Annotated in this window: 23 protein-coding genes, 2 tRNA genes and 1 riboswitch; of the genes, 18 read left to right on the top strand and 7 right to left on the bottom strand. The window is 29.8% G+C overall.

All coding sequences use genetic code 11. From position 1 onward, the window contains the following. Nucleotides 1-15 precede the first annotated feature (15 nt). Together MHI13_RS14840 and MHI13_RS14835 are read left to right on the top strand one after the other, a co-directional pair. Nucleotides 16-762 carry an esterase family protein gene (locus tag MHI13_RS14840; RefSeq protein WP_064210339.1) on the top strand — a complete coding sequence of 249 codons (747 nt, stop codon included), beginning with the start codon at nt 16-18 and terminating at the stop codon, nt 760-762. 159 nt (nt 763-921) lie between these two features. Further along, on the top strand, nt 922-1,431 hold the full coding sequence (locus MHI13_RS14835; RefSeq protein ID WP_023350576.1) for a YjcG family protein: 510 nt from the start codon (nt 922-924) through the stop codon (nt 1,429-1,431). Between the two features lie 151 nt (nt 1,432-1,582). Here MHI13_RS14835 and ltaA read toward each other — a convergent pair whose 3' ends face one another. Both ltaA and MHI13_RS14825 read right to left on the bottom strand, forming a co-directional pair. Further along, nucleotides 1,583-2,773, bottom strand: a complete 1,191-nt coding sequence (ltaA, locus tag MHI13_RS14830) for a lipoteichoic acid biosynthesis MFS flippase LtaA (protein ID WP_023350575.1) — start codon at nt 2,771-2,773, stop codon at nt 1,583-1,585. After that, nucleotides 2,751-3,926 carry a diglucosyl diacylglycerol synthase gene (locus tag MHI13_RS14825; RefSeq protein WP_002433223.1) on the bottom strand — a complete coding sequence of 392 codons (1,176 nt, stop codon included), beginning with the start codon at nt 3,924-3,926 and terminating at the stop codon, nt 2,751-2,753. Before MHI13_RS14825 ends, ltaA begins: the two co-directional genes overlap by 23 nt. Nucleotides 3,927-4,464: 538 nt before the next feature. Here MHI13_RS14825 and MHI13_RS14820 point away from each other — a divergent pair. From MHI13_RS14820 to MHI13_RS14790, 7 genes are all read left to right on the top strand, one after another. Further along, nucleotides 4,465-5,949: a UDP-N-acetylmuramoyl-L-alanyl-D-glutamate--L-lysine ligase gene (locus tag MHI13_RS14820; protein ID WP_023350574.1), complete on the top strand. Its 1,485-nt coding sequence runs from the start codon at nt 4,465-4,467 to the stop codon at nt 5,947-5,949. After that, nucleotides 5,939-6,178, top strand: coding sequence for a YueH family protein (locus tag MHI13_RS14815; protein ID WP_064210338.1), 240 nt, complete (start codon nt 5,939-5,941; stop codon nt 6,176-6,178). The genes MHI13_RS14820 and MHI13_RS14815 overlap by 11 nt, the downstream gene beginning before the upstream one ends. Nucleotides 6,179-6,192: 14 nt before the next feature. Further along, nucleotides 6,193-7,755, top strand: a complete 1,563-nt coding sequence (locus MHI13_RS14810) for a peptide chain release factor 3 (protein WP_002433266.1) — start codon at nt 6,193-6,195, stop codon at nt 7,753-7,755. Nucleotides 7,756-7,882: 127 nt separating this feature from the next. Next, nucleotides 7,883-8,003: riboswitch (yybP-ykoY riboswitch) on the top strand. Nucleotides 8,004-8,072: 69 nt separating this feature from the next. Then, entirely contained in the window at nt 8,073-8,873 is an 801-nt protein-coding gene (locus tag MHI13_RS14805) for a TerC family protein (protein WP_064210337.1), read from the top strand. 215 nt (nt 8,874-9,088) lie between these two features. Next, nucleotides 9,089-11,014 (top strand): S1C family serine protease, encoded by a 1,926-nt coding sequence (locus MHI13_RS14800; RefSeq protein ID WP_064210336.1) that lies wholly within the window; start codon nt 9,089-9,091, stop codon nt 11,012-11,014. A gap of 17 nt (nt 11,015-11,031) precedes the next feature. Next, entirely contained in the window at nt 11,032-12,390 is a 1,359-nt protein-coding gene (locus MHI13_RS14795) for a TrkH family potassium uptake protein (protein ID WP_064210335.1), read from the top strand. A gap of 178 nt (nt 12,391-12,568) precedes the next feature. Next, nucleotides 12,569-14,077, top strand: coding sequence for a bifunctional metallophosphatase/5'-nucleotidase (locus tag MHI13_RS14790; RefSeq protein ID WP_064210334.1), 1,509 nt, complete (start codon nt 12,569-12,571; stop codon nt 14,075-14,077). A gap of 96 nt (nt 14,078-14,173) precedes the next feature. Here MHI13_RS14790 and MHI13_RS14785 read toward each other — a convergent pair whose 3' ends face one another. Further along, nucleotides 14,174-14,776: a CPBP family glutamic-type intramembrane protease gene (locus tag MHI13_RS14785; protein WP_064210333.1), complete on the bottom strand. Its 603-nt coding sequence runs from the start codon at nt 14,774-14,776 to the stop codon at nt 14,174-14,176. Nucleotides 14,777-14,781: 5 nt separating this feature from the next. Beyond that, a complete protein-coding gene (locus MHI13_RS14780) occupies nt 14,782-14,967 on the bottom strand; it encodes a YkvS family protein (RefSeq protein WP_002433441.1) in 186 nt (61 codons plus the stop codon). Nucleotides 14,968-15,171: 204 nt separating this feature from the next. On the opposite strand from MHI13_RS14780, the gene MHI13_RS14775 reads away from it, so the two are divergent. After that, nucleotides 15,172-16,158: a lipoate--protein ligase gene (locus tag MHI13_RS14775; protein ID WP_064210332.1), complete on the top strand. Its 987-nt coding sequence runs from the start codon at nt 15,172-15,174 to the stop codon at nt 16,156-16,158. A gap of 80 nt (nt 16,159-16,238) precedes the next feature. On the opposite strand, the gene MHI13_RS14770 is transcribed toward MHI13_RS14775, so the two are convergent. Beyond that, nucleotides 16,239-16,457 (bottom strand): IDEAL domain-containing protein, encoded by a 219-nt coding sequence (locus tag MHI13_RS14770; protein WP_030065132.1) that lies wholly within the window; start codon nt 16,455-16,457, stop codon nt 16,239-16,241. 219 nt (nt 16,458-16,676) lie between these two features. On the opposite strand from MHI13_RS14770, the gene MHI13_RS14765 reads away from it, so the two are divergent. The 5 genes from MHI13_RS14765 (at nt 16,677) to MHI13_RS14740 (ending at nt 19,114) form a co-directional block, all read left to right on the top strand. Then, on the top strand, nt 16,677-17,252 hold the full coding sequence (locus MHI13_RS14765) for a competence protein ComK (protein WP_002433165.1): 576 nt from the start codon (nt 16,677-16,679) through the stop codon (nt 17,250-17,252). Nucleotides 17,253-17,436: 184 nt separating this feature from the next. After that, nucleotides 17,437-17,511 (top strand) — tRNA-Asn (locus tag MHI13_RS14760). A gap of 3 nt (nt 17,512-17,514) precedes the next feature. Beyond that, nucleotides 17,515-17,603, top strand: a tRNA-Ser gene (locus MHI13_RS14755). Nucleotides 17,604-18,235: 632 nt separating this feature from the next. After that, the gene (locus MHI13_RS14745) at nt 18,236-18,424 is read left to right on the top strand and encodes a hypothetical protein (protein WP_241497407.1); all 189 of its coding nucleotides are present in this window, start codon (nt 18,236-18,238) and stop codon (nt 18,422-18,424) included. Between the two features lie 519 nt (nt 18,425-18,943). After that, nucleotides 18,944-19,114 (top strand): hypothetical protein, encoded by a 171-nt coding sequence (locus MHI13_RS14740; RefSeq protein ID WP_241497408.1) that lies wholly within the window; start codon nt 18,944-18,946, stop codon nt 19,112-19,114. A 157-nt stretch (nt 19,115-19,271) separates the two neighbouring features. On the opposite strand, the gene MHI13_RS14735 is transcribed toward MHI13_RS14740, so the two are convergent. Together MHI13_RS14735 and MHI13_RS14730 are read right to left on the bottom strand one after the other, a co-directional pair. Continuing rightward, nucleotides 19,272-19,943: an Ltp family lipoprotein gene (locus MHI13_RS14735; protein ID WP_064210279.1), complete on the bottom strand. Its 672-nt coding sequence runs from the start codon at nt 19,941-19,943 to the stop codon at nt 19,272-19,274. 12 nt (nt 19,944-19,955) lie between these two features. Further along, the gene (locus MHI13_RS14730; RefSeq protein ID WP_064210278.1) at nt 19,956-20,330 is read right to left on the bottom strand and encodes a hypothetical protein; all 375 of its coding nucleotides are present in this window, start codon (nt 20,328-20,330) and stop codon (nt 19,956-19,958) included. A 1,072-nt stretch (nt 20,331-21,402) separates the two neighbouring features. Between MHI13_RS14730 and MHI13_RS14725 the strand changes: the two genes are divergently transcribed. From MHI13_RS14725 to MHI13_RS14715, 3 genes are all read left to right on the top strand, one after another. Continuing rightward, nucleotides 21,403-21,537 (top strand): gallidermin family lantibiotic, encoded by a 135-nt coding sequence (locus tag MHI13_RS14725; RefSeq protein WP_002469996.1) that lies wholly within the window; start codon nt 21,403-21,405, stop codon nt 21,535-21,537. Nucleotides 21,538-21,633: 96 nt separating this feature from the next. Next, entirely contained in the window at nt 21,634-24,615 is a 2,982-nt protein-coding gene (locus tag MHI13_RS14720; protein ID WP_064210277.1) for a lantibiotic dehydratase, read from the top strand. Then, nucleotides 24,608-25,852, top strand: coding sequence for a lanthionine synthetase C family protein (locus MHI13_RS14715; RefSeq protein ID WP_064210276.1), 1,245 nt, complete (start codon nt 24,608-24,610; stop codon nt 25,850-25,852). Before MHI13_RS14720 ends, MHI13_RS14715 begins: the two co-directional genes overlap by 8 nt. Nucleotides 25,853-25,874 lie beyond the last annotated feature (22 nt).

Below are 25,874 nucleotides of genomic sequence, written 5' to 3'. Positions count from 1 at the left end.
AGGGGGCATACGCATATGACAGAGTTTAACGCTGGAAAAATAAATAAAAAAGTAATACACAGTGACATTCTAGATAGAGATGTAACACTCTCCATTTATTTACCTGAAGAATATACTGAGTTGTTTAAGTATCAAGTTATTATATGCTTTGATGGATTAGATTTCTTAAGATTCGGTAGAATTCAACGTACATACGAACAGTTGAGAAAGGATAATTCTATTCAAAGAGCAATTATCGTCGGGTTTCATTATGAAGATGTTGATAAACGACGAGAAGAGTTTCATCCATCAGGCAGTCGTTCACATTTGACAGTTCAAGCAATTGGTAAAGAAATATTACCTTTTATTGATTCTACTTTTCCAACTTATAAAGTAGGTAATGCTCGATTGTTAATTGGAGATAGTTTGGCTGGTAGTATCGCTTTAATGACTGCTCTAACATATCCAACTATATTTAGTCAGGCAGCAATGCTAAGCCCAATGTATGATGATAATGTAAAACAAAAAGTAGTTAATTGTGATAATAGAAATCAACTTACACTATGGCACGCAATTGGCTTAGAAGAGGAAGACTTCACATTACCTACAAATGGTAAACGTGCTAATTTTCTTACGCCTAACCGTGAATTAGCTGACCTTATTAAAGATTATGGTATTGATTATTACTATACCGAGTTCGAGGGTGGGCATAGTTGGAAATCATGGAAACCATTATTAGGAGATATTCTTGAATATTTCTTAAGTGATGTCATTCCAGATTAAGCGTTCTCCCTAATATTTATACTCTATTAGTGAAGGGCTATAAATATAAATCTTACTAAATATAGATATTTCAGAAATGTAATTGTTTTCACTTTAAAAGTAACGGTTTTCAAAAAATTTTGATATAATGGAAATATGTTAAACAAAGGAGGAATTTAAATGATTCTAGGATTAGCATTAGTTCCGTCTAAGTCATTCCAAGAAGAGGTGAATGCTTATCGTAAACGCTATGATACGCATTATGCACAAATCATGCCTCATATAACAATTAAATCTCAATTTGAAATTGATGATAATGAATTAGATTCTATTAAAGAAGAAGTGAAAAAACGTATTAGTGACATTCAACCAGTTGATGTTCATGCAACGAAAGCTTCAAGTTTTGCACCAACAACTAATGTTATTTACTTCAAAGTAGCTAAAACTGACTCTTTAGAAAAACTTTTTGATCAATTCAATACTGACGAGTTTTATGGTAAGGCTGAACATCCATTTGTTCCGCACTTTACAATTGCACAAGGCTTATCAAGTCAAGAATTTGAAGATATCTATGGTCAAGTAAAATTAGCAGGGGTAGACCATAAAGAGACAATTAACGAACTTTCTTTATTACAATATAGTGAAGAAGACGATAAATGGACAGTAGTAGAAACATTTGAGTTAGGATAATTAATATAAATGATTGGATGAATTGTACAGGGGTGTCGATTCATCCTTTTTTGTAGCGGATTTTTATGTTTTATCTCAAATGAAAAAAAGAAGTACATTAAGCCAAAAAAAAGCCTATCAATGAAAATTCATCAATAGGCTTCGAAATACTTTATTTCCTTTTTTGTCTACTACTTATAAAGTAATAACCATAGAATACAGCTAAAGATAGGAAAATCATAGCTGAGAAGTAAAATGTATTATTTAAATTATTTGTAAATTGAGTGATTAATCCACCAACTAATGGTCCAATCATAGATCCAAACCCTTGAACACTATTAAATACGCCCCAAGTTTCTTCTTGTTCTTCGGGATTAATATGACCAGCCATAAAAGTATTCCACGCAGGTAAAAGTATTCCATACATTAATCCAATAAAGAGACCTATTACCCAAACTAAGTAGATATTAGTTAACAATGATAAAGCAAATATTAATAACGTATATAATATGAAACCACCAAAGATAATGGTATACATAAATCCACGGCTATTATTATCAATAATCTTTGATAAGAACAACATTGAAAATGCACAACCAATACCACCTATAATGATTGCAATAGTGTATTCAACGGTAGAAACTTTGATTACTTTTGTAGCGTATTTAGGAAGTATAGGCACTAATGCTGAAATTGCTGCACCTTGTAGTAATATCCCAGGAAATAATACGAGATGTCGTTTTGTAACATCAACGATTTGTTTAAGCTGTTCTGAGACAGGTTTCGTATTATAATTCGTTAATTGTATATTAACAAAGTAATATAATACCCATGCGATAAGAACTACGAGAGACATCATGAAAGCAAAGTGAGTAGGGTGTACTTTGATTAACAAGTTCATTACGACCATGCCGACTAATAAACCTAGTAACCATGAGAAGTATACATACCCCATTTGCTTACCACGATTATTCTCTTCAACACTTGATAACATGATGACCCATATAGGACTAACGGCTATTCCTAGCATAATAGAACTAAATATGATTACGAATGGTGATGCTGGGAACCAGATGACTAGAAACAAACTTACAAATGCGAGTAAAAAGCCTGCAGTTAAGACAATCTTTGCACCAAATTTCTTAAGTAAAAATCCGATAACAAAATTTGTTGCTGCATCAGCTATAAAATGTATAGAAAATGCAAATGAAGTAATTGCGATTGCAATCGACGTCACTGTTGGCAAGAAGTTAATATAGCTAAGTATGTACATGCCTCGTGCAAATTCCATTAAGAATAAAATAACTAACATAATAACAAAATTTTTGTTATTGGAGTAATTATTTAACGAAGAATCTTGCATATAAAGGAACCTTTCCGTAGATTTCTTCTGGTTGAGATGAGTGACCAATTAAATCTAATAAATCTCTACATAGCTTCTGAGTAGAATAACTTACTTTTGATAATCGCATTTGATTTGTCATAGCTTCTAGTCTGTCTTCATGGTTTGTTAAATGAGATACGATATCGATGGCTTCATTTGGTGTGTCAGCAATTTTACCGAACCCTTTATCTTCGAAATAATGAGCATTTTCAAGTTCTTGACCAGGTGCTGGATTTAAGAAAATCATTGGGATACAACGTGTGAGTCCTTCAGAAATTGTAATCCCACCTGGTTTAGTAATCATTAATTGACTTGAAGCCATCCATTCATTCATATAGTTGGTATAACCCAAAATTAAAACGTTTGGATTATGTTTGAATTTTGCTTTTAAAGAGCGTTTCAGTTCTTTACTACGTCCGCATATCATCACTATTTGAGAGTGAGGACTTTTTTCTAAGATTTCATTAATCATATAATCGAAACCTTTAGAAACTCCAAATGCACCTGCTGACATTAAGATAGTTGGTTTGTTTGGATCTAAATGATGCTTAGACAACCAAGCTTCTTTATCAATGGAGTCTTCAAACTTATCAGCAATAGGGATTCCAGTTACTTTTATATGAGAAGCTGGCACGCCTGCTTCAACGAAATCATCTTTAGTATCCTCTGTAGCAACGTAATATCTTTGAGAATCTGGGGTAATCCAATTTTTATGCATGCGATAATCTGTCATAACAGTTGCAATTGGAATATTAATATTAAATTGCTCAGTAAGTACTGACATTACAGGTGTAGGGAATGTTAAAAGTATTAAATCTGGTTTCTCTTTTATGAGTAAGTTGATTAATTTATTTAATCCGTAATATTTATAAAAACATTTATCAAGCTCGTTAGGGCGGCTATAATAAAAACGTTTATACATATTTCTAAAATATTTAAAGCTATTGATATACCATTTTTTACAAATAGAAGTCATAATTGGGTGAGCTTCCATAAATAAATCATGTTGTATTACTGATAAATGATCTAAATTCATTTCATTCAATTGGTTGACAATACTTTGTGTGACTTGCATATGACCGTTACCAAATGATCCAGTAATAATCAATATCTTTTTATTTTGAGTAACCATTTATAGCCACCCTCCATTAATTTTTAAAATTTATAATAAGTGTAACGTATTTTCATACATTATAAAAGGAATTAAGCGACATGAAGTTGTCGCTTCTTAGCATGATAAATACAGTGTGCAACACATTTCAAATTCATGAATTAACTATGTAAACTAAGTAATTTAAATTTTTATTTATGCATTATACCACACTCATCTTCAAAATAAATTTTTAATTACTCAATCTAAACTTCGTACTAACACAAAATAAACTTATTAAAAACTTTATATTTTCTTAATCTACTTTCATACTAGCATTAATTAAGGGAAATGTATTGGGATGATTGGGGCTATAGAAATATTTTTAAGATATTTTTACTTAAGCTTAATAAAAATTGACTTAATTTTACATTGAAGAATATTTTTAATTAAATTTTTACCTCCTATTAAATATAGAGGGACTTTATTTTAATAACGAACCTCAATAAATAAGAATAAATTTATCAACACTAGTAAAATGTGTATAATAGAATTATTGTAAAAAAAGGAGCGATACATTTTGAATGCGAGTGCGTTGTTCGAGAAAATAAGAGTAAAAAATGTAATTGGAACACTAGATAAAAATGTAGATGATATTACTACTGATTCACGTACAGCTAAAGAAGGAAGTATTTTCGTAGCATCTAAAGGATATACGGTAGATAGTCATAAATTTTGTCAAAATGTAATTGAACAAGGTTGTAGTATTGTAGTGGTAAACAGGGAACTTGAACTTGATGGGGAAGTGACTCAAGTTGTTGTTCCAGATACATTAAGAGTAGCTAGTTTACTAGCACATACGTTATTTGATTTTCCAAGTCATCAGTTGACTACATATGGTGTCACGGGGACTAATGGAAAAACATCAATTGCAACAATGATTCATCTCATTTATAGAAAATTAAATAAAAATAGTGCCTATTTAGGTACCAATGGATTCCAAATCAATGAAACAAAAACTAAAGGTGCCAACACAACGCCTGAAACAGTTTCATTAACTAAAAAGATTAAAGAAGCAGTTGATGCTGATGCCGAAGCTATGACAATGGAAGTTTCGAGTCATGGTTTATCACTTGGTCGGTTAAGAGGTGTAGAATTTGATGTTGCGATTTTCTCAAATCTAACACAAGATCACTTAGATTTTCACGGCACTATGGAAGCATACGGCCACGCGAAGTCATTATTATTTAGCCAACTTGGTGAAGATTTAGCTAAAGAAAAATACGTCGTACTTAATAATGACGATGATTTCTCTCATTATTTAGCAAGTGTGACACCTTATGAAGTGTTTACATATGGCATAGATAACGAAGCTCAATTTATGGCTAAGAATATTAATGAATCGTTACAGGGTGTGGAGTTTGATTTAAGTACACCATTTGGAGATTATCGAGTTAAATCACCATATGTAGGTCGATTCAATATCTCTAATATTATGGCTGCTATCATTGCAGTTTGGAGTAAAGGCGCATCTATGGAAGAAATTATTAATGCGGTAACTTCTCTTGAACCCGTAGAAGGACGATTAGAGGTACTTGATCCTTCATTACCAATTGATTTAATTATTGATTACGCTCATACAGCAGATGGTATGAATAAATTGATTGACGCTGTGAAACCTTTTGTTAAACAGAAATTGATTTTCTTAGTTGGTATGGCTGGAGAAAGAGACATGACTAAAACACCTGAGATGGGTAGCGTAGCATGTCGTGCAGATTATGTTATCTTTACTCCTGATAATCCTGCAAATGACGATCCTAAAATGCTTACAGCTGAGTTAGCTAAAGGTGCAACTCATGATAATTATGTCGAATTTGATGATCGCGCTGAAGGCATTAAACATGCAATAGATGTTGCTGAACCTGGAGATACAGTAGTATTGGCATCTAAAGGAAGAGAACCTTATCAAATTATGCCAGGCCATGTGAAGGTTCCTCATAGAGATGATTTGATTGGATTAGAAGCTGCTTATAAGAAATTCGGCGGTGGACCTGTTGAAGATTAAGCAACTTCAGTATAATGAACTAATAATAAATATTTATTTCTATCAAAATAGCGATAGAGACGTTATGTTGATAGCGATTCCTGACTTATTTTGGTCTGTAGAACTGCCCCTCGACTTAACTATTAATGAGTTACATGAAGAATTGTTAATGCAATTTTTTAATTTTTATACTGAAAATGAAGCCGATGCACTCGCACGTGACATTTGTGATTGGATAGCAACAAAATAAAAGGAGAATGATGAATGAATTTAAAGGAAGAAGTAGAGTCAAGAAAAACATTTGCCATCATCTCGCATCCGGATGCTGGTAAAACTACCTTAACTGAAAAATTATTATACTTCAGTGGAGCGATTAGAGAAGCTGGTACTGTTAAAGGTAAGAAAACAGGGAAATTCGCTACAAGTGACTGGATGAAAGTTGAACAAGAACGTGGTATATCTGTAACTAGTTCAGTTATGCAATTTGATTATGATGATTATAAAATTAACATTTTAGATACACCAGGACACGAAGACTTCTCTGAAGATACGTACCGTACTCTTATGGCAGTAGATAGTGCTGTCATGGTCATTGACTGCGCAAAAGGTATTGAACCTCAAACTTTAAAACTTTTCAAAGTATGTAAAATGAGAGGTATTCCTATATTTACGTTCATCAATAAACTTGACCGAGTTGGTAAAGAACCATTTGAATTGTTAGATGAAATTGAAGAAACATTAAATATTGAAACGTATCCAATGAACTGGCCTGTGGGTATGGGTCAAAATTTCTTCGGTATTATAGATAGAGCGACTAAAACTATTGAGCCATTTAGAGATGAAGAAAATTTATTACATCTCAATGATGATTACGAATTAGAAGAAGATCATGATATTAAAAATGATAGTGCCTTTGAACAAGCTATTGAAGAAATGATGCTTGTTGAAGAAGCGGGCGAAGAATTTGATAATGATGCGTTACTAAACGGTGAGCTCACACCAGTTTTCTTTGGTTCAGCTTTAGCTAACTTTGGTGTTCAAAACTTCTTAAACGCTTATGTTGACCACGCACCGATGCCTAACGCTCGTCAAACAAATGAAGATGTTGAAGTAAGTCCATTTGATACAGACTTCTCAGGATTTATTTTCAAAATACAAGCGAATATGGATCCTAAACACAGAGACCGAATTGCGTTTATGCGTGTTGTTAGTGGTGCCTTTGAACGTGGTATGGATGTAACATTACAGAGAACAAGTAAGAAACAAAAAATAACACGTTCTACTTCATTCATGGCGGATGATAAAGAAACTGTTAACCACGCTGTAGCTGGTGATATTATTGGTTTATACGATACAGGTAATTATCAAATAGGGGACACACTTGTCGGTGCTAAGCAAAAATATAGTTTCCAAGATTTACCTCAATTTACGCCTGAAATCTTTATGAAAGTTTCAGCTAAAAATGTAATGAAACAAAAGCATTTTCATAAAGGTATTGAACAACTTGTACAAGAAGGTGCAATCCAATATTATAAAACGCTACACACCAATCAAATTATTCTTGGTGCTGTAGGTCAATTACAATTTGAAGTGTTCGAGCACCGTATGAAGAATGAATACAATGTTGATGTAGTAATGGAACCAGTCGGAAGAAAAATCGCGCGTTGGATAGAAAATGAAGAAGATATTAAAGATAATATGAACACTTCACGGTCTATATTAGTGAAAGACCGCTATGACAACTTTGTCTTCTTATTTGAAAATGAATTTGCTACTCGTTGGTTTGAAGAGAAATTCCCTGATATTAAGTTATATAGTTTATTATAAGTTTTGAGTTTAACTTTATTGACAACGGGGTATTCTTTAAGAACATATTAAACGAAGTAGATACGATTTAGATTGTGTTACTTGTACAATCTATGTATACTATTATTAACAAATGAATACCTATGACAACTTTGTCAGAGGGGAGTAACTAGAGGATAGTAGAACTTTAATTATTAGCAACTACTATTTAACACTTTATCGTCATTACGAAGGTAAGTCTTCCGGTAAAGTGGGCAATACAATTGCTTAGTGAGACCTTTGCTATTATTTAGCATAGGTCTCTTTATTTGTATTTTTTAATAAAGGAGTTGTCCACTATGGATCCAAGTTTGATTTTACCTTATTTATGGGTACTCTTAGTGCTTGTGTTCTTAGAAGGTTTATTAGCAGCTGATAACGCAATAGTTATGGCTGTAATGGTAAAACACTTACCACCAGAACAACGTAAGAAGGCATTGTTTTATGGTTTATTAGGAGCATTTATATTTAGATTTATAGCCTTATTCTTAATTAGTATTATTGCGAACTTCTGGTGGATTCAAGCTGCAGGTGCAATCTATTTAATCTATATGTCTATCAAGAATTTGTGGGATTTCTTCCATAAATCAGAAGAAGAGCATCATAAAGACTCAGGTGATGATCATCACTATGATGATTTAGGAAATGAAAAGAAAGTTGGGCCTAAAGCATTTTGGGGCACAGTTTTCAAAGTAGAATTTGCGGATATTGCCTTTGCTATTGATTCAATGTTAGCTGCTTTAGCTATAGCAGTGACATTACCTAAGATGGGGATTCACTTCGGTGGAATGGACTTAGGTCAATTTATAGTAATGTTCTTAGGTGGCATGATTGGTGTCATTCTTATGAGATTTGCTGCAAATTGGTTCGTTGAATTATTAAATAAATATCCAGGTTTAGAGGGAGCAGCCTTTGCCATCGTTGGTTGGGTTGGTATTAAATTAGTTGTAATGGTTCTTGCGCATCCTGATATTGGCGTTTTACCAGAAGAATTCCCTCATGGTGCTTTATGGCAATCCATTTTCTGGGCAGTGCTTATTTTACTAGTGATTATAGGATGGTTTACTTCTGTCATTAAAAACAAAAAGAAGAATAAATAGTTTATTATTTAAACATTGCTCCACTCATCTAACCTTTTGAGTGGAGTTTATTTTTAACTTTGTTATATTGAACATTGCAGTTTTATAGTTAAAATATTAAAATTTAAACTATAATCAAACTCGATAATACTGTATTGAAAACCTTAGAAATAACTAAAATTTAATAATTTTTACATATTTAACTAATATAAGTGAATATAGGAGTGGGTCATCAATTGGATAATGATAAAAAACAAGTCATACCCCGTAGTCAGTATCGTCGAAAGCGACGTGAATATTTTCATAATGAAGAAAGAGAAGAACGTATTAAACGTGAACGAGAAGCTCTAAAACAGCAAGTTGCTAAAGAAAAACAACAATCCAAGGTTAACGAAGAACGCGTTAAAGATAATTTACGTAAAGCAAGAATTGAGAAATTAACTCAAGAAGAAATTCAACAACAACACGAAATAGCAAATCAAAGGCAAAAAAATAGACATGAAGAGACCAATCAAACAGATGCATTAAAACCTTCTTCAATGAGCAAAAAATCTTCTAATTCTAAAGAATTAAGTGATCACACTCAAACACATTTAACTTCAGAGGATAGACCACGAAGTGAAGTTGAAGATAAACAAGTAAATCATAATCATAAAGAAACAAGAGTGCCATATTCTATCACTAACCAACCGAAGGACTTAGAGGGTGAAGACAAAACCGCTAAAGAAAATGATGACATCGTTCAACCAGAAGAGTCTAGTATAAATGAAACATCCGATAAAAAAGAGGTTAGCACTAAAGATAGTGATTATGAGAACAATAATCAGATAGAAACTTCTAATGATATAACAGATAAGAGAAAAAATAATGATAAGCGTCATTTAGATTCTGAACAAAACAAAGAAAAGCCATATTCATCTATAAATCATCATTCAGATGATAAGGAAAATGATGATGACAAAGGTAATGATAAATATTCAAAGAAAGATTCTCTAAAAACGAGTAATAAAAATGATAATTTTGAATACATCAAGAACGCAATAATTGCTTTCTTTAAAGAACACTGGCCAAAACTTTTAATTATCATAGGTATTATCTTATTATTACTTATATTAAATGCTATATTTACAACAGTTAATAAAAATGATCATACTAATGATAGTGCTTTTAATGGAAATGACAAGAATTATACAACTACAATGAAAAACGCTAATAACTCTGTCAAATCAGTAGTAACTGTTCAAAACAATGTATCTAATAATACTACTATTCCTAAAAGTAAATCAGGTTCAGATAATGAAATTGGTTCGGGTGTCGTCTACAAAAAAGTAGGCGACTCTATTTATATTTTAACGAATGCTCACGTAGTCGGAGATAAAGATAAACAGAAAGTTACATACAATAATAATAAGTCTGTAGAAGGAAAAGTGGTTGGCAAAGACAAATGGTCTGATATTGCTGTTGTAAAAGCTAAGTTATCAGATGAAAGTATGAAACCAATAACTTTAGGTGATTCAAATAACTTAGTATTAGGAGAATCAATATTAGTAGTTGGTAATCCTTTAGGAGTAGATTTTAAAGGCAGTGTTTCTAAAGGGATTATCTCAGGTTTAGATCGTCATGTACCTGTGGATATAGACAAAGACAACAGTTATGATGTGTTGATGAAAGCATTTCAAGTTGATGCCCCAGTTAATCCAGGTAACTCTGGAGGAGCAGTAGTAGATAAAGATGGTAGACTTATAGGTATTATTTCGTTGAAGATAGATATGGAAAATGTAGAGGGTATGGCCTTTGCAATTCCGATTAATGATGTACGTAAAATAGCACAACAATTAGAAGACAATGGAAAAGTGCAATACCCTAACACTGGTATAAAAATAAAAAATGTAGCAGATATTTCAAGTGAAGAACGAGAGGAAGCCAACCTTCCATCAAGTGTTAACAATGGTGTGCTTGTTAATGATGTTAAAGAAAATAGCTTAGGTGAAAAATCAGGGTTGAAAAAAGATGATGTAATAGTAGAATTAGATGGTAAAACCGTTGAAGATAATTTACGCTATAGACAAATTATTTTTAGCCATAGAGATGATTTAAAAACTTTAACAGCTAAAATCTATAGAAATGGTACAGAAAAAACTATTCAAATTAAACTGAAATAAACGTTGAGGTGAAATTTATGTCTATATTAAGTCAATTACTTAAGAAATCAAGTCCTCAACAAGGGATTGTTCTTTATTATCTCTTTGCCATTGTGGTTGCATTTCTATTATTAAATTTACCTTTTGTACATAAACATGGAGTTGATGTTAATCCTATAGATACATTGTTTGTTGCGGTTTCTGGAATTAGTGTGACAGGATTAACACCAGTAAATATAGTCGATACTTATTCTACCTTTGGACAAATAATCATTTTGATTATTTTAAATATCGGTGGAATAGGTGTCATGGCTATCGGTACATTACTCTGGGTAGTGTTGGGTAAGCACATTGGTATAAGAGAACGACAACTTATCATGTTAGATAATAATAAAGACACGATGAGTGGTACTGTAAAATTGATTTTAGAGATTGTAAGAACAATATTTGTAATTGAACTTGTAGGCGCATTATTATTAGCATTTTACTTTTATCGAGATAATCCTGATTTAAAACACGCTTTTATGCAAGGTGTGTTTGTATCGGTTTCTGCTACAACAAATGGTGGTTTAGATATAACGGGAGAATCTCTTGTGCCATATGCAAAAGATTATTTTGTTCAAACAATAGTTATGTTTCTAATTGTTTTAGGTTCGATTGGATTTCCGGTTCTTCTCGAACTTAAAGCATACATAAAAAATAGAGTAACTAATTTTAGATTCTCATTATTCACTAAAATAACAACGTCTACATATCTATTTTTATTTGTATTCGGTGTACTATCTATATTGTTATTAGAACATAACCATGCCTTCAAGGGATTGAGTTGGTATCAGGCTCTATTTGATTCATTATTCCAGTCTGCGACTACACGTAGTGCTGGTTTACAAACAATTGATGTGTCACATTTCAGTGATGCCACAAATATTATAATGAGCATATTAATGTTTATTGGGTCCTCTCCAAGTTCGGTTGGTGGAGGTATCCGTACAACGACTTTTGCTATTCTTATTCTTTTTATTATTAATTTTAATAATACTGCTGATAAAACAGGTATCAAAGCCTTTAATAGAGAAATTCATATTATGGATATTCAACGTTCCTTTGCGGTATTTACAATGGCATCAATTCTAACTTTTGTAAGTATGATTATTATTGCTGCTACTGAACAAGGTAAATTGACATTTATACAAATCTTTTTTGAGGTAATGTCAGCATTCGGTACGTGTGGCTTAAGTTTAGGTGCAACTGATAATATTAGTAATTTAACTAAAATTGTACTAATGATTCTAATGTTTATCGGACGAGTCGGCTTGATATCATTTATTATTATTTTAGCTGGACGTAAAGAACCTGATAAATTTAGCTATCCTAAAGAACGGATTCAAATAGGATAATTTTTATAAAATACTTCTGGTAAATGAATACTATTTATCAGGAGTGTTTTTATGTTTAGATAAGTTTTTATTATTTATTGTGTTTTGTTTTCCAAAGGAATTATTTGAATTACTTTTATATTAATTACACTACAAGATATTTACATGTTAAACTTACTTTAATGAGAGGAGTGGCTAGATGGAAAAAAATGAAAATATTACTGTAGATGTGATTGCAACCTCAGATATGCATAGTCACTTCTTAAACGGGGACTATGGATCAAATATCTACAGAGCAGGCACATATGTCAAAGATGCTCGTAAACAAAATAAGCATGTTATTTTACTTGATAGTGGAGGTAGCTTAGCAGGGTCATTAGCAGCATTTTATTATGCGGTAGTAGCTCCTTATAAGCGTCACCCTATGATTAAATTAATGAATGCTATGCAATACGATGCTAGTGGGATAAGCCCTAATGAATTTAAATTTGGTTTGTCATTCTTAACGCGTTCAGTTGCGTTAGCCCGTTTTCCTTGGTTATCAGCAAATATAGAGTACACAGTGACGCGTGAGCCATATTTTTCAACACCATATACAATTAAAAACTATGATGATTTAAAGATAGCTATTGTCGGATTAACAGCTGATGGTTTAATGAAAAATGAATATGCTGAAATGGAAGATGATGTCAGTATTGAAAAGACGCTTCTCTCAGCTAAGCGTTGGATTAGATATATTCATGAAGTTGAGGAGCCAGATTTTCTTATAGTTATTTATCATGGTGGTCTTAATAAAATAAGTAATAAGAGTAAACGAAACGAAAGAAATGCGAACGAAGCTGAAAAAATTATGGAAGAATTGGGTGTTATAGACTTAATTATTACAGCTCATCAACATCAAACTATTGTTGGTAAAGATCATGAAACAGTTTATGTACAAGCAGGTCAAAATGCTGAAGAGTTAGTACATTTATCAATTCATTTTAAAAAGCGAACGAGTTCATATGAAATAGAGAATATCAAATCAAAAGTGATAGATTTAAATGACTATAATGAAGATCAAGATTTACTAAATGAGACGCATTATGATCGTAAAGCTGTCGAGTACTGGGCAGATGAAATTATATCTAATAACAAATTTAATCTAACTATTGATAGTATTGAAGACATTATTTGTCAGCCACATCCATTTGCTCAATTACTTCATGATGGTATCAAAGCTGCGTATGATTATAAAATCTCATGTGTGCACCTACCTACAAACGGAGAGGAAGGACTAGGTGGAGTTATTCGCAATAGGGATTTATATGAGGCATATCCACATCCAGACAAACCTGTTGATCTAACGGTAAGAGGGAAAAACATAAAAGATATTCTAGAGTATAGCTATTCCCATATAGAATTCGAACAAGGAAAATTAAGTTTAACAATTATTGATGAAACGTTGTTTACATTCTGGCAAGGTATTAATTATACAGTCGATATGAAACAACAACCATACCACAGAGTCAAAATAGATAATATAGATGAGAATCAAATGTATCGAATCACCATGACAGATTATTGTTATAGAAATTACAAAGATTACTTGAAAGATGCGATTGTTCATGAAACTCATGATGAAACAATGGGGGGACTGATTAGAAATAATCTGAAAAATGCAGATTACAATGTTAAAGTAATGAATAATTTTAAAGTTAATCTCTAATTTGTCTCTCAATATATAACAACGTTATGATTAATAAAATTACTTCAACAAAAAAAGCATTTCTTAACCCGCAAGAGAAGGGTTAAGAAATGCTTTTTATCCATGAAATATTAATAACAATATTATAGCAACAATTTGTGCTATTGAAGTAGTTGCTATTCGTCTAGTATATTCATAACTTAATGATAAAATGATTTGAGTTACAAAGATAAAGAATACAATCCACCAATTATCAAGGTAGATAAATAGTGAACTTGAACAGATTGCAACTATTAATATGCTTACCCATTTAGGTAAGTTGAAACGAATTAATTCTTTTTGTAAAACAGTTCTCATATATAACTCATGACACGGAATTACGAATATTAACGTAATGAGCATTTGCCATTTGAAATAAACGCCTGTTCTTGATAATTCTTTGATTAATGATGCGTACGATAATTCTGATGAAATAAGTGATAAAATGAGTTGTACGATTATAAGTACAATACTTGTAATTATACCAATTCCAATTGAAGTTAATAATCGTTTAGATGCAATGTCTCTTTGATAAAAAACATAACTTATTCCTGCTATTAGCATAATGCCAGTGTATAAGTACCAGTACTCTTGGTGTTCACCCCACATCACAAATAAAATTGCGTGAAAGACGATGAAGCTTATAATAAACCAAATTAAAGCTTTAGAAACATTTTTCATTATAATTAACCTTCTTGTTCAACGATTTTATATCGCTTATGATTAATGACAGTTTTCTCAGGTAAATCTAATTCATTAAAGTTTTCCATAATTGTTAAGTCTACAATAACAGAATTGTCATTAATTTTCTCTACACGGCCTCTTAAACCGTCATAAAATTCTACAATATTACCTACTTCTGCAACAGTCATAATGACTCCTCCCTTAAATCATAGCTAGATAATATTGTACTAAAATTTACATAACAAATAAACTAATATCCTTAAAAAACTAAGATTGTTATATATAAATATGAAAAGTAAGACATAAATGAGTAAATAATTGGAATTTTTAATATAAATCATTCATAACTAGGGTAAGGGCATATAGAAAGATACTTTAAGGAGAGGAATGTTATGAAGTTTATTAGTAATAATAATATTACTGATCCCACGCTCAATTTAGCAATGGAGGAGTACGTTCTTAAAAATCTTCCAGCTGAAGAAAGTTACTTTTTATTTTATATTAACAGACCTTCAATCATTGTAGGCAAGAATCAGAATACAATTGAGGAAGTTAATAAAGAATATATTGATAAGAACAGTATTGATGTTGTGCGTCGTATATCTGGAGGTGGTGCGGTGTATCACGATACAGGTAATTTGAACTTTAGCTTTATTACTGATGATGATGGCAATAGTTTTCACAACTTTAAAAAGTTTACAATGCCGATTGTGCAAGCTTTACAATCTTTAGGAGTTAATGCTGAAATGACGGGCCGTAATGATATCCAAGTTGGTGAAGTTAAAATTTCAGGGAATGCAATGGTAAAGGTTAAAAATAGAATGTTTAGTCACGGCACTCTGATGTTAAATTGTGAACTTGATGAAGTTCAAAATGCGTTAAAAGTTAATCCTGCTAAAATTAAATCTAAAGGCGTTAAATCTGTAAGAAAACGTGTGGCTAACATTGATGAATTTTTAGAAGAACCACTAAATATTAATGAATTTAAGCAAATTATTCTAAAGACTATTTTTGGGGAAAATGAAGTAGAAGAATATGTATTAACTGATGACGATTGGACTAAAATCAAACAGTTAAGCAACGAAAAATACCGTACTTGGGAATGGAATTATGGTAAAAATCCTAAATATAATTTTGAGCGTGAAGAAAAATTTGAAAAGGGATTTATACAAATTAAATTTGATGTTAAAAAAGGACGTATTGAACATGCGAAAATATTTGGAGACTTCTTTGGAGAAGGCGATGTAACCGAACTTGAATATGCACTTGAAGGTTGTTTACATGACTTCGAGCATATTGAGGAAGCATTATCCAATTATGATCTATACCATTATTTTGGTGATATTGATAAATATGAAATTATAAGATTAATGTCTTAAATAAAATAAAAAAGGTCTATTCTCTAAACTTAAATTAAAGTAGGGAATAGACCTTTTATAATGAGTGACTCGAATCTAATTTATTCACTGAGAAAAGCCTCCAATTTTTTATATTCATCTGTGTACTGTTTGAAATCTTTCTCATTCTTATTAACAAGTGCTTCGTCGATAAGAGTCTCAAGTTTTTTCTTCCTAGCTTCTCTTAATGCTTCATCAATTACAAGTTCTACACCTAAATCATTAACTGTTGTTACAAAGTCTTCAAGTGTAGTGTATTTTACATTTGTATTATGATTCATGAAAATCACTACCTTTCCTATTTATTGATATATGAGTATTATACAGTTTTTAATTTTTGAAATCAATGAATATTCTGACATTTTAAAAGAAATATGTGTAAAAAGAAAATAAAAGTAGAACTTGACTTAATTTAAGGCTCGTATAAAATAAAATTAAGTTATTATTATTAAAAGAAAATAGTAACAATAATTTATTTTTTTGTGAAGTGAGGTAATCGAATGACTAATTTTAGTGAATCAATCTATGTTATTAGAAAAGGTGACATGTTAATTCGACCAAGGTATGATGAATATCAGCAAACTTCAGGTGCAGAAATTATAAGATTTGATAAATCACGAAAGGAGAGTCCATTTAAAGTTCAAAGAATTATCGAGAGGTCCTGCAAATTCTATGGTAATAGCTACCTTAGTAAAAAATCTGAAACTAATAGAATTACAGGTATCTCTAGTAAACCACCTATTTTACTTACCCCTTTATTTCCAACTTATTTTTTTCCAACACATTCTGATCGACAAGACGAAAACATCTGGATAAACATGCATTATATCGACAGCATCAAAGAACTTAAAAATCGTAAAAGTAAAGTGATATTTGCTAATGGTGAATCATTTATATTAAACGTTTCATATCATAGCTTATGGCATCAATATACAAATGCGATTATTTATTATTATATGGTAGATAAACATGCACGTATGAAATCAAATAATCCAGAACAACCCATTGATTATAATCAATCATCGTTAAATATATTTGAAGCTCTCTCAAGGTATTCTCTTTTAGATGATAAGTAGACACCATTTTAATATTTTTAACTACACAAATTAAGATTAAAATTGTTTGTTTAATTTTAAAATATGCGGGGCGTTAATATTAAATTAGTGTAAATGTTCCGTATATTTTTTTAAGATTTCTCTTGAAAAACTGAACAGGATTGATATAATAATATTTGTGCTTGATAGAGATAAATTAAATTAATCCGCAGTAGCTCAGTGGTAGAGCTATCGGCTGTTAACCGATCGGTCGTAGGTTCGAATCCTACCTGCGGAGCCATATGGAAACGTACTCAAGTTGGCTGAAGAGGCGCCCCTGCTAAGGGTGTAGGTCGCGAGAGCGGCGCGAGGGTTCGAATCCCTCCGTTTCCGTACAGACGCTTATAATGGTATAAATCCATTATAAGCGTTATTTTTTTGCCTTCTTATAAATCCTTTTGTATCAATGGTTTGAATGTGTTTTGTTAAATTTATACTTCTTAATAGTTTTTATCCGTTTAAAAATTTTTAGTCAAATTGTGACTATGAGTATGATAATTAAGCTTTATTTTAGTCACAACATTTTCTGATTTAGTCACAAGAAAATCTCATTTAAATATTTAACTACTTCTTTATCTTCTTTGTTCTCAAATTCTTTAATTAAATTTGAATATATCTTGAGTGTTGTATGTATATTAGCATGACCAAATCTTTTTGAAATATATTGGATTGAAACGCCTTTAGTTAATAGGTAACCACAATGTGTAATCTCATTAAAGATAAATTATTAATAAGGCTTTAGTGAGGGATGAGTAATACTGAAAGTGAAAATTTGTCCAAGGTTAGACAATTAATCTTGAATCAAAATGATCTAACCACTGAAGAAAAAGAAACATTATTAAACGAATTAGAAAACATGTATGAACTAAAAAAATGTCAAATTATGAGTTGATGCAGAGTAATGTAAATTTGTTAAAAATTTCCAAGGATTAATTTCAAATCGCTCAGGTAAAGAAATTAATATTGTGTCTGAACAACCCCAAAGTGAAGATTGTAAAGATTGGAACGATGTATTAGTTGAAAACCATTTTAATAATAAAGAAAGACTTCAAACTAAAGCCTATTCAAATGTAATTGTTTCTGAGAAAAATGAATATACAGAATCATCTAAGCCTAAAAAGAATAAAAAAGATTTACAAACAATGGAATTATAAATTTATTTATAATACAAAAATGTTATAATATTTTTATAGGTCGACGACAATGCGTGGAACTTATAAAACAAAATACATTGAATACAGTAGCCAGCCTACTATGAGGCTAGGCGATAATTGAATATCATAGTATAAGGAGCCATGCCATAAAAGGTCACGGCTCTTTTAATTTTATTTGAACAAAATCGAGGCACACCATGAAGTTTTACATCCTAAACAATAATTTTTATAATAAAAAATTTAAAGAAATTTTGAACTTAAAAGATTACGAAATTATTAGAAAAAATGAAGGTTCAAGACCTTATTTTTATTCAATTGATATTAATAATAAAATCATTTTACTCCCTTTAAGGTCTAATTCTTCTAAAATTATTAAGGAAAATGAAAAACATTTACAAAAAAAATTAATAACTATATATTGAGATATATAAAAGATAAGGCGTTATTGATAGATACCAAAACCACAGATAGAAGTTCTCTTAAATACTTTCATAAAAATTGAATCTTGATGAAAAAATTATGAATAAAAGAAAATCTATTTTAATAAATGAACTAGAAAAAAATGGGGAGAGTAAGTTTTTTAAAAAACTAGCTAATACTGTTGAAAACACTGAGAAAATCACAAAACTATATAACTATAAATCTCTTTTGGAAATTGATGGTCGTTTAGACCCGAAAAGCAATTTTTAGTTTTGCAACCTCTTTTACGGTATCTCTTATTTTGACATCTAAAATCATAAGACCATAATCCGTTAACTTTTTATATAATCATTTTTAATTGTTCCTCTCTCGTTGTTTATTTTTCATGTTGTTAAAAATAGGGCGGATATTTAACCGCCCTCAATACTTAATTATCTAAATGATCAATAGCATATTTTGCTTCAGAGTCGGTAAACTTCTCACCATATTCGGATACTAATATATCGTAAATTGCATCATCAGACATGTGCATATCTTTAGCATAAGATTTTGCTTTTTCTAGTGCGTTTTTTTCATAATTGGCATCAAGATGATCTATAGCAAATTGTGCATCTTCTTTATTAAACTTTTCTCCATATTCCGATGTTAATTGATCATATATTCCTTGTTTTGACATATGCAAATCTTTAGAATATGTTTTTGCTTTTTCTAGTGCAGCTTTTTCTAAACGTGTACCTTCAACAGATGTGGCATCGTTTTCTTTATTTGTTGTATTGTCATCCTTTTGATACTTATCGTTTATTTCTTTATCTGTACTACTATCATCATAATTTATGTTTTCTGTATTATTGGCTGTATCTTCTGTTTCATTATCTGTCTTTACGGTAGGTTGTTTTTCATAATTATTTGTTTTGAGGTTACCAACATAAGTTATACTAGATAACGCTATAACTACTATTGCCACTGTTATGATTGATTTTGTAATAGAAGGCCATTTACTATATCGCCACATTACAAATAAACCAAGTGGGAAAATAAATATTAAAGTTAAAACAATAAACCATTCTTGTTTATACCATGATGTTGATTCTTGTTGCATTAAAATATCCTCCTATGTATCTATTTGATGAGTTGTTAAAATTTTGATTTGTAATATATTGAGAAAAGGTAAATTAGAATATTTAATAGAGTAGAAATAAAGGTTTAGAAAAATAAAAGTAGTAGGAAGTTTAAAAAACTTACTAAGTTTAAGAAGGGTAGTGCAGTTGTGTGTAGTAACTGCATGTTCTATTTGATTTAAAGGGATTAATGAAGTTAATTCATTGCTTTTTAAATAATAAGAATCAGATGTTTCTCTAATGTTAGCAGATGATGATAAGCGTTCATTAATGTATAAATCATTACCCGAGATTAAACATTCTAATTTATTAGGCATCTCTATATATTTAACATTAATATCATCAATCAGCTCCTTATATTGATGCATAATTCTCACTCCTTATTTAGTTTTAGAAATTGTATATCTGTTATTTGTTTTTAAACATCAACTCCTATTAAAAGTTTAAATTATGCATAATTTTTATATAAAAAAGAGAACGCACTTATACTAATGGTTAATTTATTAGTAAGTTAGCGTTCTCTTTATTTATCGCTATTTCATTTGCTTTTTAATCTATGAAATTTTATCGCTTTAAAAACATCATATAGTCAATTATATATGTAGCAATAAATTCATGAGTAGCATTTTATAGTTGATCACTAATGTTAATTCTTATTTTAAAACCTACTTAAAGCCTATAAGCATATTATATATAATATTAAACAAAAGTTCGATAATAAAATTCTAAAATATTGAATTAAAGTATTGCGTAAAATTTGTTTAATAGTGAATTGAAATATAATTCAAAGTGTACGAATAATACTTAAAATAAAGTAGATTTAAACAAGTTTTGGTTTTGAGTTTTAGTATAGAGGGGTAGAGTTGCTAATAGTAATTAAAAATATATAATAGTAAACAATTCAAACTAGTTAAGCTTGCTAATTAATTCAATCTGTTAGCTGGATTGTTTACAAGGCATAAAAATGCTTTTATTTTTGTATATAAAGAAGATAAAGCTAATTTGTATAATAAATTTATTCTTATTAAGAAGTCATCATTATTTATTAATTATATTTGTTTTTGTTAAATGTCACTGTTTTATTAGTGACTACTATGAGGTTAAAGAATATGGTATTTCCTAAAAAAGTGTGTATTTTTTATAAAAATTATAGTATTCGTTTACTATAAGACTAGGAAGTATAATTGAATAACTTAGATTTAAGTGGAGCTATGACTATACAGTCATGGCTTTTTAATATGTAAATTTTACTTTAGAGTGTAAGTATATGTGATAACACTGTATTCTCATTATTTAATAAAGTTAGTACTAATTTAAACTATTATATTATTACACATATGTAATAATAATGATAAAATATAGAAATATTTTTAAACTCGTATTAATATGTAATTGAAAAGAATTTAAATATTCTTTTAAAAAAATTAAGGAGTGATTCGAATGAAAGTTGTTAAAGAAAAGAAAGAACTTTTTGATCTTGACGTTAAAGTAAATGCGAGAGACATGAATAATTCAGAATCAGGTCCACCTAATACAAGTTTAATATGGTGTACGGATGGATGCGCTAAACGGTAAAAACTTGTAATTCTCTAGTAAAAAGTGTTGATTTAAGTGCAATGTTTGAGCAGAGTTCCTTATAAAGGGCTCTGCTTTATTTTTAGAGGTGAATAAATGAAAAGTATTTTTAATACGTCTAGCTATTACATTATTAGAGCTCCTTTACTTCCTGTTTCTATTTATAATACTTATTTAAAAAATGATGAAATAGATTATTCCTCTTTTTTTCAAAACAAAATTATTGAAGAAACCATTTTGACTACGACATATCATTTATATCAAAGCTTAACTAATATCTCATTTGATAGTGAGAAGAAGAAAGCGCGTAATGCTAAAGAGAGCTTTTTAAAATATCTTATTAGAATGAGTACGAGGGGCACGCCATATGGATTGTTAAGTGGCGTATCATTGGGACAACTTGCTGAAAAAACAAATATACAAATACAAGAAGATGTTAATTACTATTATAAAAGCGTAAAAATAGATGGGTCTTGGTTAAGCAAATTAATTCATTTTTTAGAAAGTAATTATGATTATTATCAAGATAGTTATGTTATTTGGAATGAAAGAAATTACATTACCGACCAGCGTATATATTTGGATAATCAAACATGTCTCATTCAGGAAAATAATAAAGAACTAGTCTCAATCAAAAATAATGATTTGCTTAAATTCATTAAACAAAGCTTGCAAGAGGATTTAACATTTAAAGATCTAATAAAATTAATTTCAGAAAAATTTTTAATTAATGACGAGCAGGAAATAAAAAGTTTTATACAAAATCTATTAGACAAAGAAATAATATTTACTAGCTTAAGAACTGCTTTAAAAAAAGAAAACCCGTTAGATTATTTATTATGCTTTTATAGAGACTTTGATAATGATTTTATTAGATCACTTCAACTTATACATTTTGAAATGATGAAGTACCAAATTATGGAAATTGGAAAAGGTAAGAAAACCTTTTTAAGAATTCGAGAGTTGATGAGTAATTTATTTAAAGCTAAAGAGTATATTCAAATTGATACTAAAATTCAAACTAAAAATAATTATTTAAGTAAGAAAATTGCTAGAAATATTAGTGAAGCTGCATATCTACTATGGTTACTTTCTCCAGATGATTTGGGTATTAGCACTAATCATGATTTTCATTATAGTTTTTTAGAAAAATATGGTTTAGAACAAATTGTAAATTTAAAGGAATTACTTTCTGATATCAATGGTATGGGTTATTGCGCTAAAGAAGATAAATCTATAAAAAATAATAGTCCTTTTTTGAAAGAAAAATATTATTACGCACTTTCTCATAATGAAGAGATAGAAATCACTGAAAATGATTTCTTAGACTTAGAAAAGAAAGACACTATTCCTATCGAGAGAGCGCCTTTATCTTCAGAAATATATAGTGAGTTTTATTATGGAAATATTATAAATGGATATGATGAATTTTTGGTGATTAGTCCTATTGTATCTTCTTTCAATGCTGGCGCGACGATGGGGCGATTTTCTCAGGAAATTGATAGAGACATACGTAAGCAATTAGATAACGAAATATATGAACAATATATTGAATATAGTAATGAAAATAGCACTGAAGTTATTCATATAAATGAAATTCCTATATATGCCAGAAATTTAAATATTAATCATTCTGGTACTACAAAATTTAAAGAACTTGACCTAGATATGCCATGTAGTTCAATTACATTAGACGATTTATATGTTGGAAGTACTTTTGATAAATTATATTTATTTTCTAAAACTTTAAATTCAAGAATCTTATTTATTACTCATTCTATGTTGAATTATGTTTTATGTTCTAATTTATATAGGTTTCTCAGAGAGGTGTCCTTAGGTAATACAAAATTTATCCAACCTATTAAAGACGATGGAATTGAAGGATTTAATTATTGTCCTAGAATTAGATATAAAAATGTAATTTTAAAGCCCGCAACATGGAAATTAAATAATGATATGTTTTCTAGTAGTGAAAAAGAAAATTGGATTGAACAATTTCATAAGATCCAACAATTTTATAATATCCCTAATGATGTCAATATGGCTTTTGGCGATAATAGGTTAACGATTAATTTGTCTAATGATGCGCATATATCTATATTAAAAAAAGAAATTGAAAAGCAAGGTAGAGTTTGTCTTTTAGAGGATTTTATATCTAAGTCTAACAATGATAGAGTGATAGAAATTGTGACGCCAATATATAGAAAAGCTAAATCTAATGAAAAAAGAATAACGATTCCTAAAAACATTTATAAGCGATTGGAAACTAAAAGGGAATGGCTTTCAATACATTTGTATATTGATGAAAGCTATCAAAATGAATTTTTAATTCAATATATATTACCGTGTTTAAGAGAACTTTTTGATAATAGTCACTTAGAAAGTTTCTTTTTCATTAAATATAGAGAAAATGATCATTTCATTAAGCTTCGTTTATTAAGTAAATCAAATGATTCAATACATTTATATCATGAGATAATGCAACTTAAACAAAAGTGGCTTAAAGAATCTGAATTATCTACTTATGCTATTGTAGAATATCAACCTGAAATCAACAGATATGGTGGTATTGAAACAATTGAGATCATTGAGGATTATTTTATGTATGATAGTTGGTTGGCAATTCATATCATTGATCAAACATTTAATTATCCTAAGGAATTTATTGTAGCAATAACTATTATTTTTTTAATAAATGAATTAGATATAAGCCAAGAAGAAATTGATGAAATTAGACATAACAATGTTGAAAATTTATATCGTAATAATGAGATAAGAGAATATAAAAATGAGATGTTTAAACTTACTAACCCTAGAGATAATTATTGCTATTTACATGAAAAGCTACCCAAACTTCATCAAATTTTATATAACAATTATAAAGAAATTGAAAAATTAAAAGTCGCTTTAAGTAAAGGTTTATCTACTCCTAGAGCACATATTATTGGCAGTTTGATTCATATGAGATGTAATAGAGTATTTGGCGTTAATCGAGATAAAGAGAAATTTGTACTTTCTATTTTTAATGAAATAGAGAAGACAAAGAAATACTGGTGTGGTGATATTATCAATGAATAAAGTCGAAGCAATGATGAAAAAAGAAGTTGAATTTTTATCACACTATGAAAATGCTACAGCAATAATTGAGAATAAGAGTGATTGTTGGAGTTCTTATACATTGTCCCATGGTTATCCTGGAGTGATATTGTTTTTAAATGAATTTCAAAATTTATACCACGTTAACTTTGATGAATTAATACATAAATATGTGTTGAGGATAGGCAAAGAATTAGAAAGAGGAATAGAAGGTTATTCTTTGTTTAGTGGTATATCAGGTATAGCATTTTCAATTGATGTGGTATCTGATGGTCATTTACATTATCGAAATATTTTGCAGACACTAGATGATTATTTAATCGAGTTTATCAATAGAAAAATGACGTGTATAAATACAGAAGCTAATCCTAGAGAATATGATGTGGTAAGAGGTTTAGCGGGTATTGGTAGGTATTTGTTAAACAGAGTAGATGCAAATCCCAAGGTTATTTCTAGTTTGTTAGAAATAATGAATCATTTTAAAGATATACATTATTCAAAAAGACACTGGATTGTTTCTAAGGATAATCAATTTTTAAATTTAGATAAAGAAAGGTTTTCTTTAGGAAATATAAATTTAGGTTTAGCACATGGCATATTAGGTCCATTCTCGTTGTTAGCGCTTAGTAAAATAAAAGGAGTGGAAATTGATAATCATTCAAGTTTACTTTCGGATATTACGGAATATTTATTTAAGACTGAATTTCAATATAATCAAAGTTGGCTTGATCGCTATGATTTAGCAGAAAAGTATTATCCTTCATACTCTATCAGAAATGGCTGGTGTTACGGGGATACTGGGATAATGAATACAATTTGGCTATTAGGTTTAGCTTTAAATAATGAAGATCTCATTGAGAAAGCTAAAAATTTAATAATTAAAATTATTAGATTGAATAATGATAATTTATTGAGTCCAACGTTTTGTCATGGTCTATCTTCTCATTTAACTATTCTAAATAATGTAAATAGATACTTTAATATACAAGAAGTTAATAGTTATCTAGAATTAATCCAGGAAAAGATATTGTCACATTATTCTTCTGAAAATCAGTTTATGTTTTATGATATCGAATTAGAAAATAATCAAACACGTTATAAAAATAAGGTGGGGTTATTAGAAGGACAGATAGGTATTCTTTTATCATTATTAGATTATCAAGCCACTCATAGTAATTATTTAGAAAAAAGTTGGAAAAATATGTTTTTAATTAGCTAATAATTTCGTCTCGTTAGAGCGT

This window comes from Staphylococcus sp. FSL K6-0223 (assembly GCF_038008285.1).
The sequence above is the reverse complement of the archived record's forward strand: the minus strand, read 5'-3'. Positions and strand labels throughout refer to the sequence as shown.

Bases quoted from the DNA above. Each gene is read 5' to 3' on its own strand.
- MHI13_RS14780 (WP_002433441.1), bottom strand. From the start codon at position 14,967: ATGACTGTTGCAGAAGTAGGTAATATTGTAGAATTTTATGACGGTTTA.
- MHI13_RS14740 (WP_241497408.1), top strand. From the start codon at position 18,944: ATGAATAAAAGAAAATCTATTTTAATAAATGAACTAGAAAAAAATGGG.
- MHI13_RS14835 (WP_023350576.1), top strand. From the start codon at position 922: ATGATTCTAGGATTAGCATTAGTTCCGTCTAAGTCATTCCAAGAAGAG.
- MHI13_RS14840 (WP_064210339.1), top strand. From the start codon at position 16: ATGACAGAGTTTAACGCTGGAAAAATAAATAAAAAAGTAATACACAGT.
- MHI13_RS14735 (WP_064210279.1), bottom strand. From the start codon at position 19,943: ATGCAACAAGAATCAACATCATGGTATAAACAAGAATGGTTTATTGTT.
- ltaA (WP_023350575.1), bottom strand. From the start codon at position 2,773: ATGCAAGATTCTTCGTTAAATAATTACTCCAATAACAAAAATTTTGTT.
- MHI13_RS14770 (WP_030065132.1), bottom strand. From the start codon at position 16,457: ATGAATCATAATACAAATGTAAAATACACTACACTTGAAGACTTTGTA.
- MHI13_RS14775 (WP_064210332.1), top strand. From the start codon at position 15,172: ATGAAGTTTATTAGTAATAATAATATTACTGATCCCACGCTCAATTTA.
- MHI13_RS14795 (WP_064210335.1), top strand. From the start codon at position 11,032: ATGTCTATATTAAGTCAATTACTTAAGAAATCAAGTCCTCAACAAGGG.
- MHI13_RS14720 (WP_064210277.1), top strand. From the start codon at position 21,634: ATGAAAAGTATTTTTAATACGTCTAGCTATTACATTATTAGAGCTCCT.
- MHI13_RS14765 (WP_002433165.1), top strand. From the start codon at position 16,677: ATGACTAATTTTAGTGAATCAATCTATGTTATTAGAAAAGGTGACATG.
- MHI13_RS14785 (WP_064210333.1), bottom strand. From the start codon at position 14,776: ATGAAAAATGTTTCTAAAGCTTTAATTTGGTTTATTATAAGCTTCATC.
- MHI13_RS14805 (WP_064210337.1), top strand. From the start codon at position 8,073: ATGGATCCAAGTTTGATTTTACCTTATTTATGGGTACTCTTAGTGCTT.
- MHI13_RS14810 (WP_002433266.1), top strand. From the start codon at position 6,193: ATGAATTTAAAGGAAGAAGTAGAGTCAAGAAAAACATTTGCCATCATC.
- MHI13_RS14825 (WP_002433223.1), bottom strand. From the start codon at position 3,926: ATGGTTACTCAAAATAAAAAGATATTGATTATTACTGGATCATTTGGT.
- MHI13_RS14730 (WP_064210278.1), bottom strand. From the start codon at position 20,330: ATGCATCAATATAAGGAGCTGATTGATGATATTAATGTTAAATATATA.
- MHI13_RS14715 (WP_064210276.1), top strand. From the start codon at position 24,608: ATGAATAAAGTCGAAGCAATGATGAAAAAAGAAGTTGAATTTTTATCA.
- MHI13_RS14790 (WP_064210334.1), top strand. From the start codon at position 12,569: ATGGAAAAAAATGAAAATATTACTGTAGATGTGATTGCAACCTCAGAT.
- MHI13_RS14725 (WP_002469996.1), top strand. From the start codon at position 21,403: ATGAAAGTTGTTAAAGAAAAGAAAGAACTTTTTGATCTTGACGTTAAA.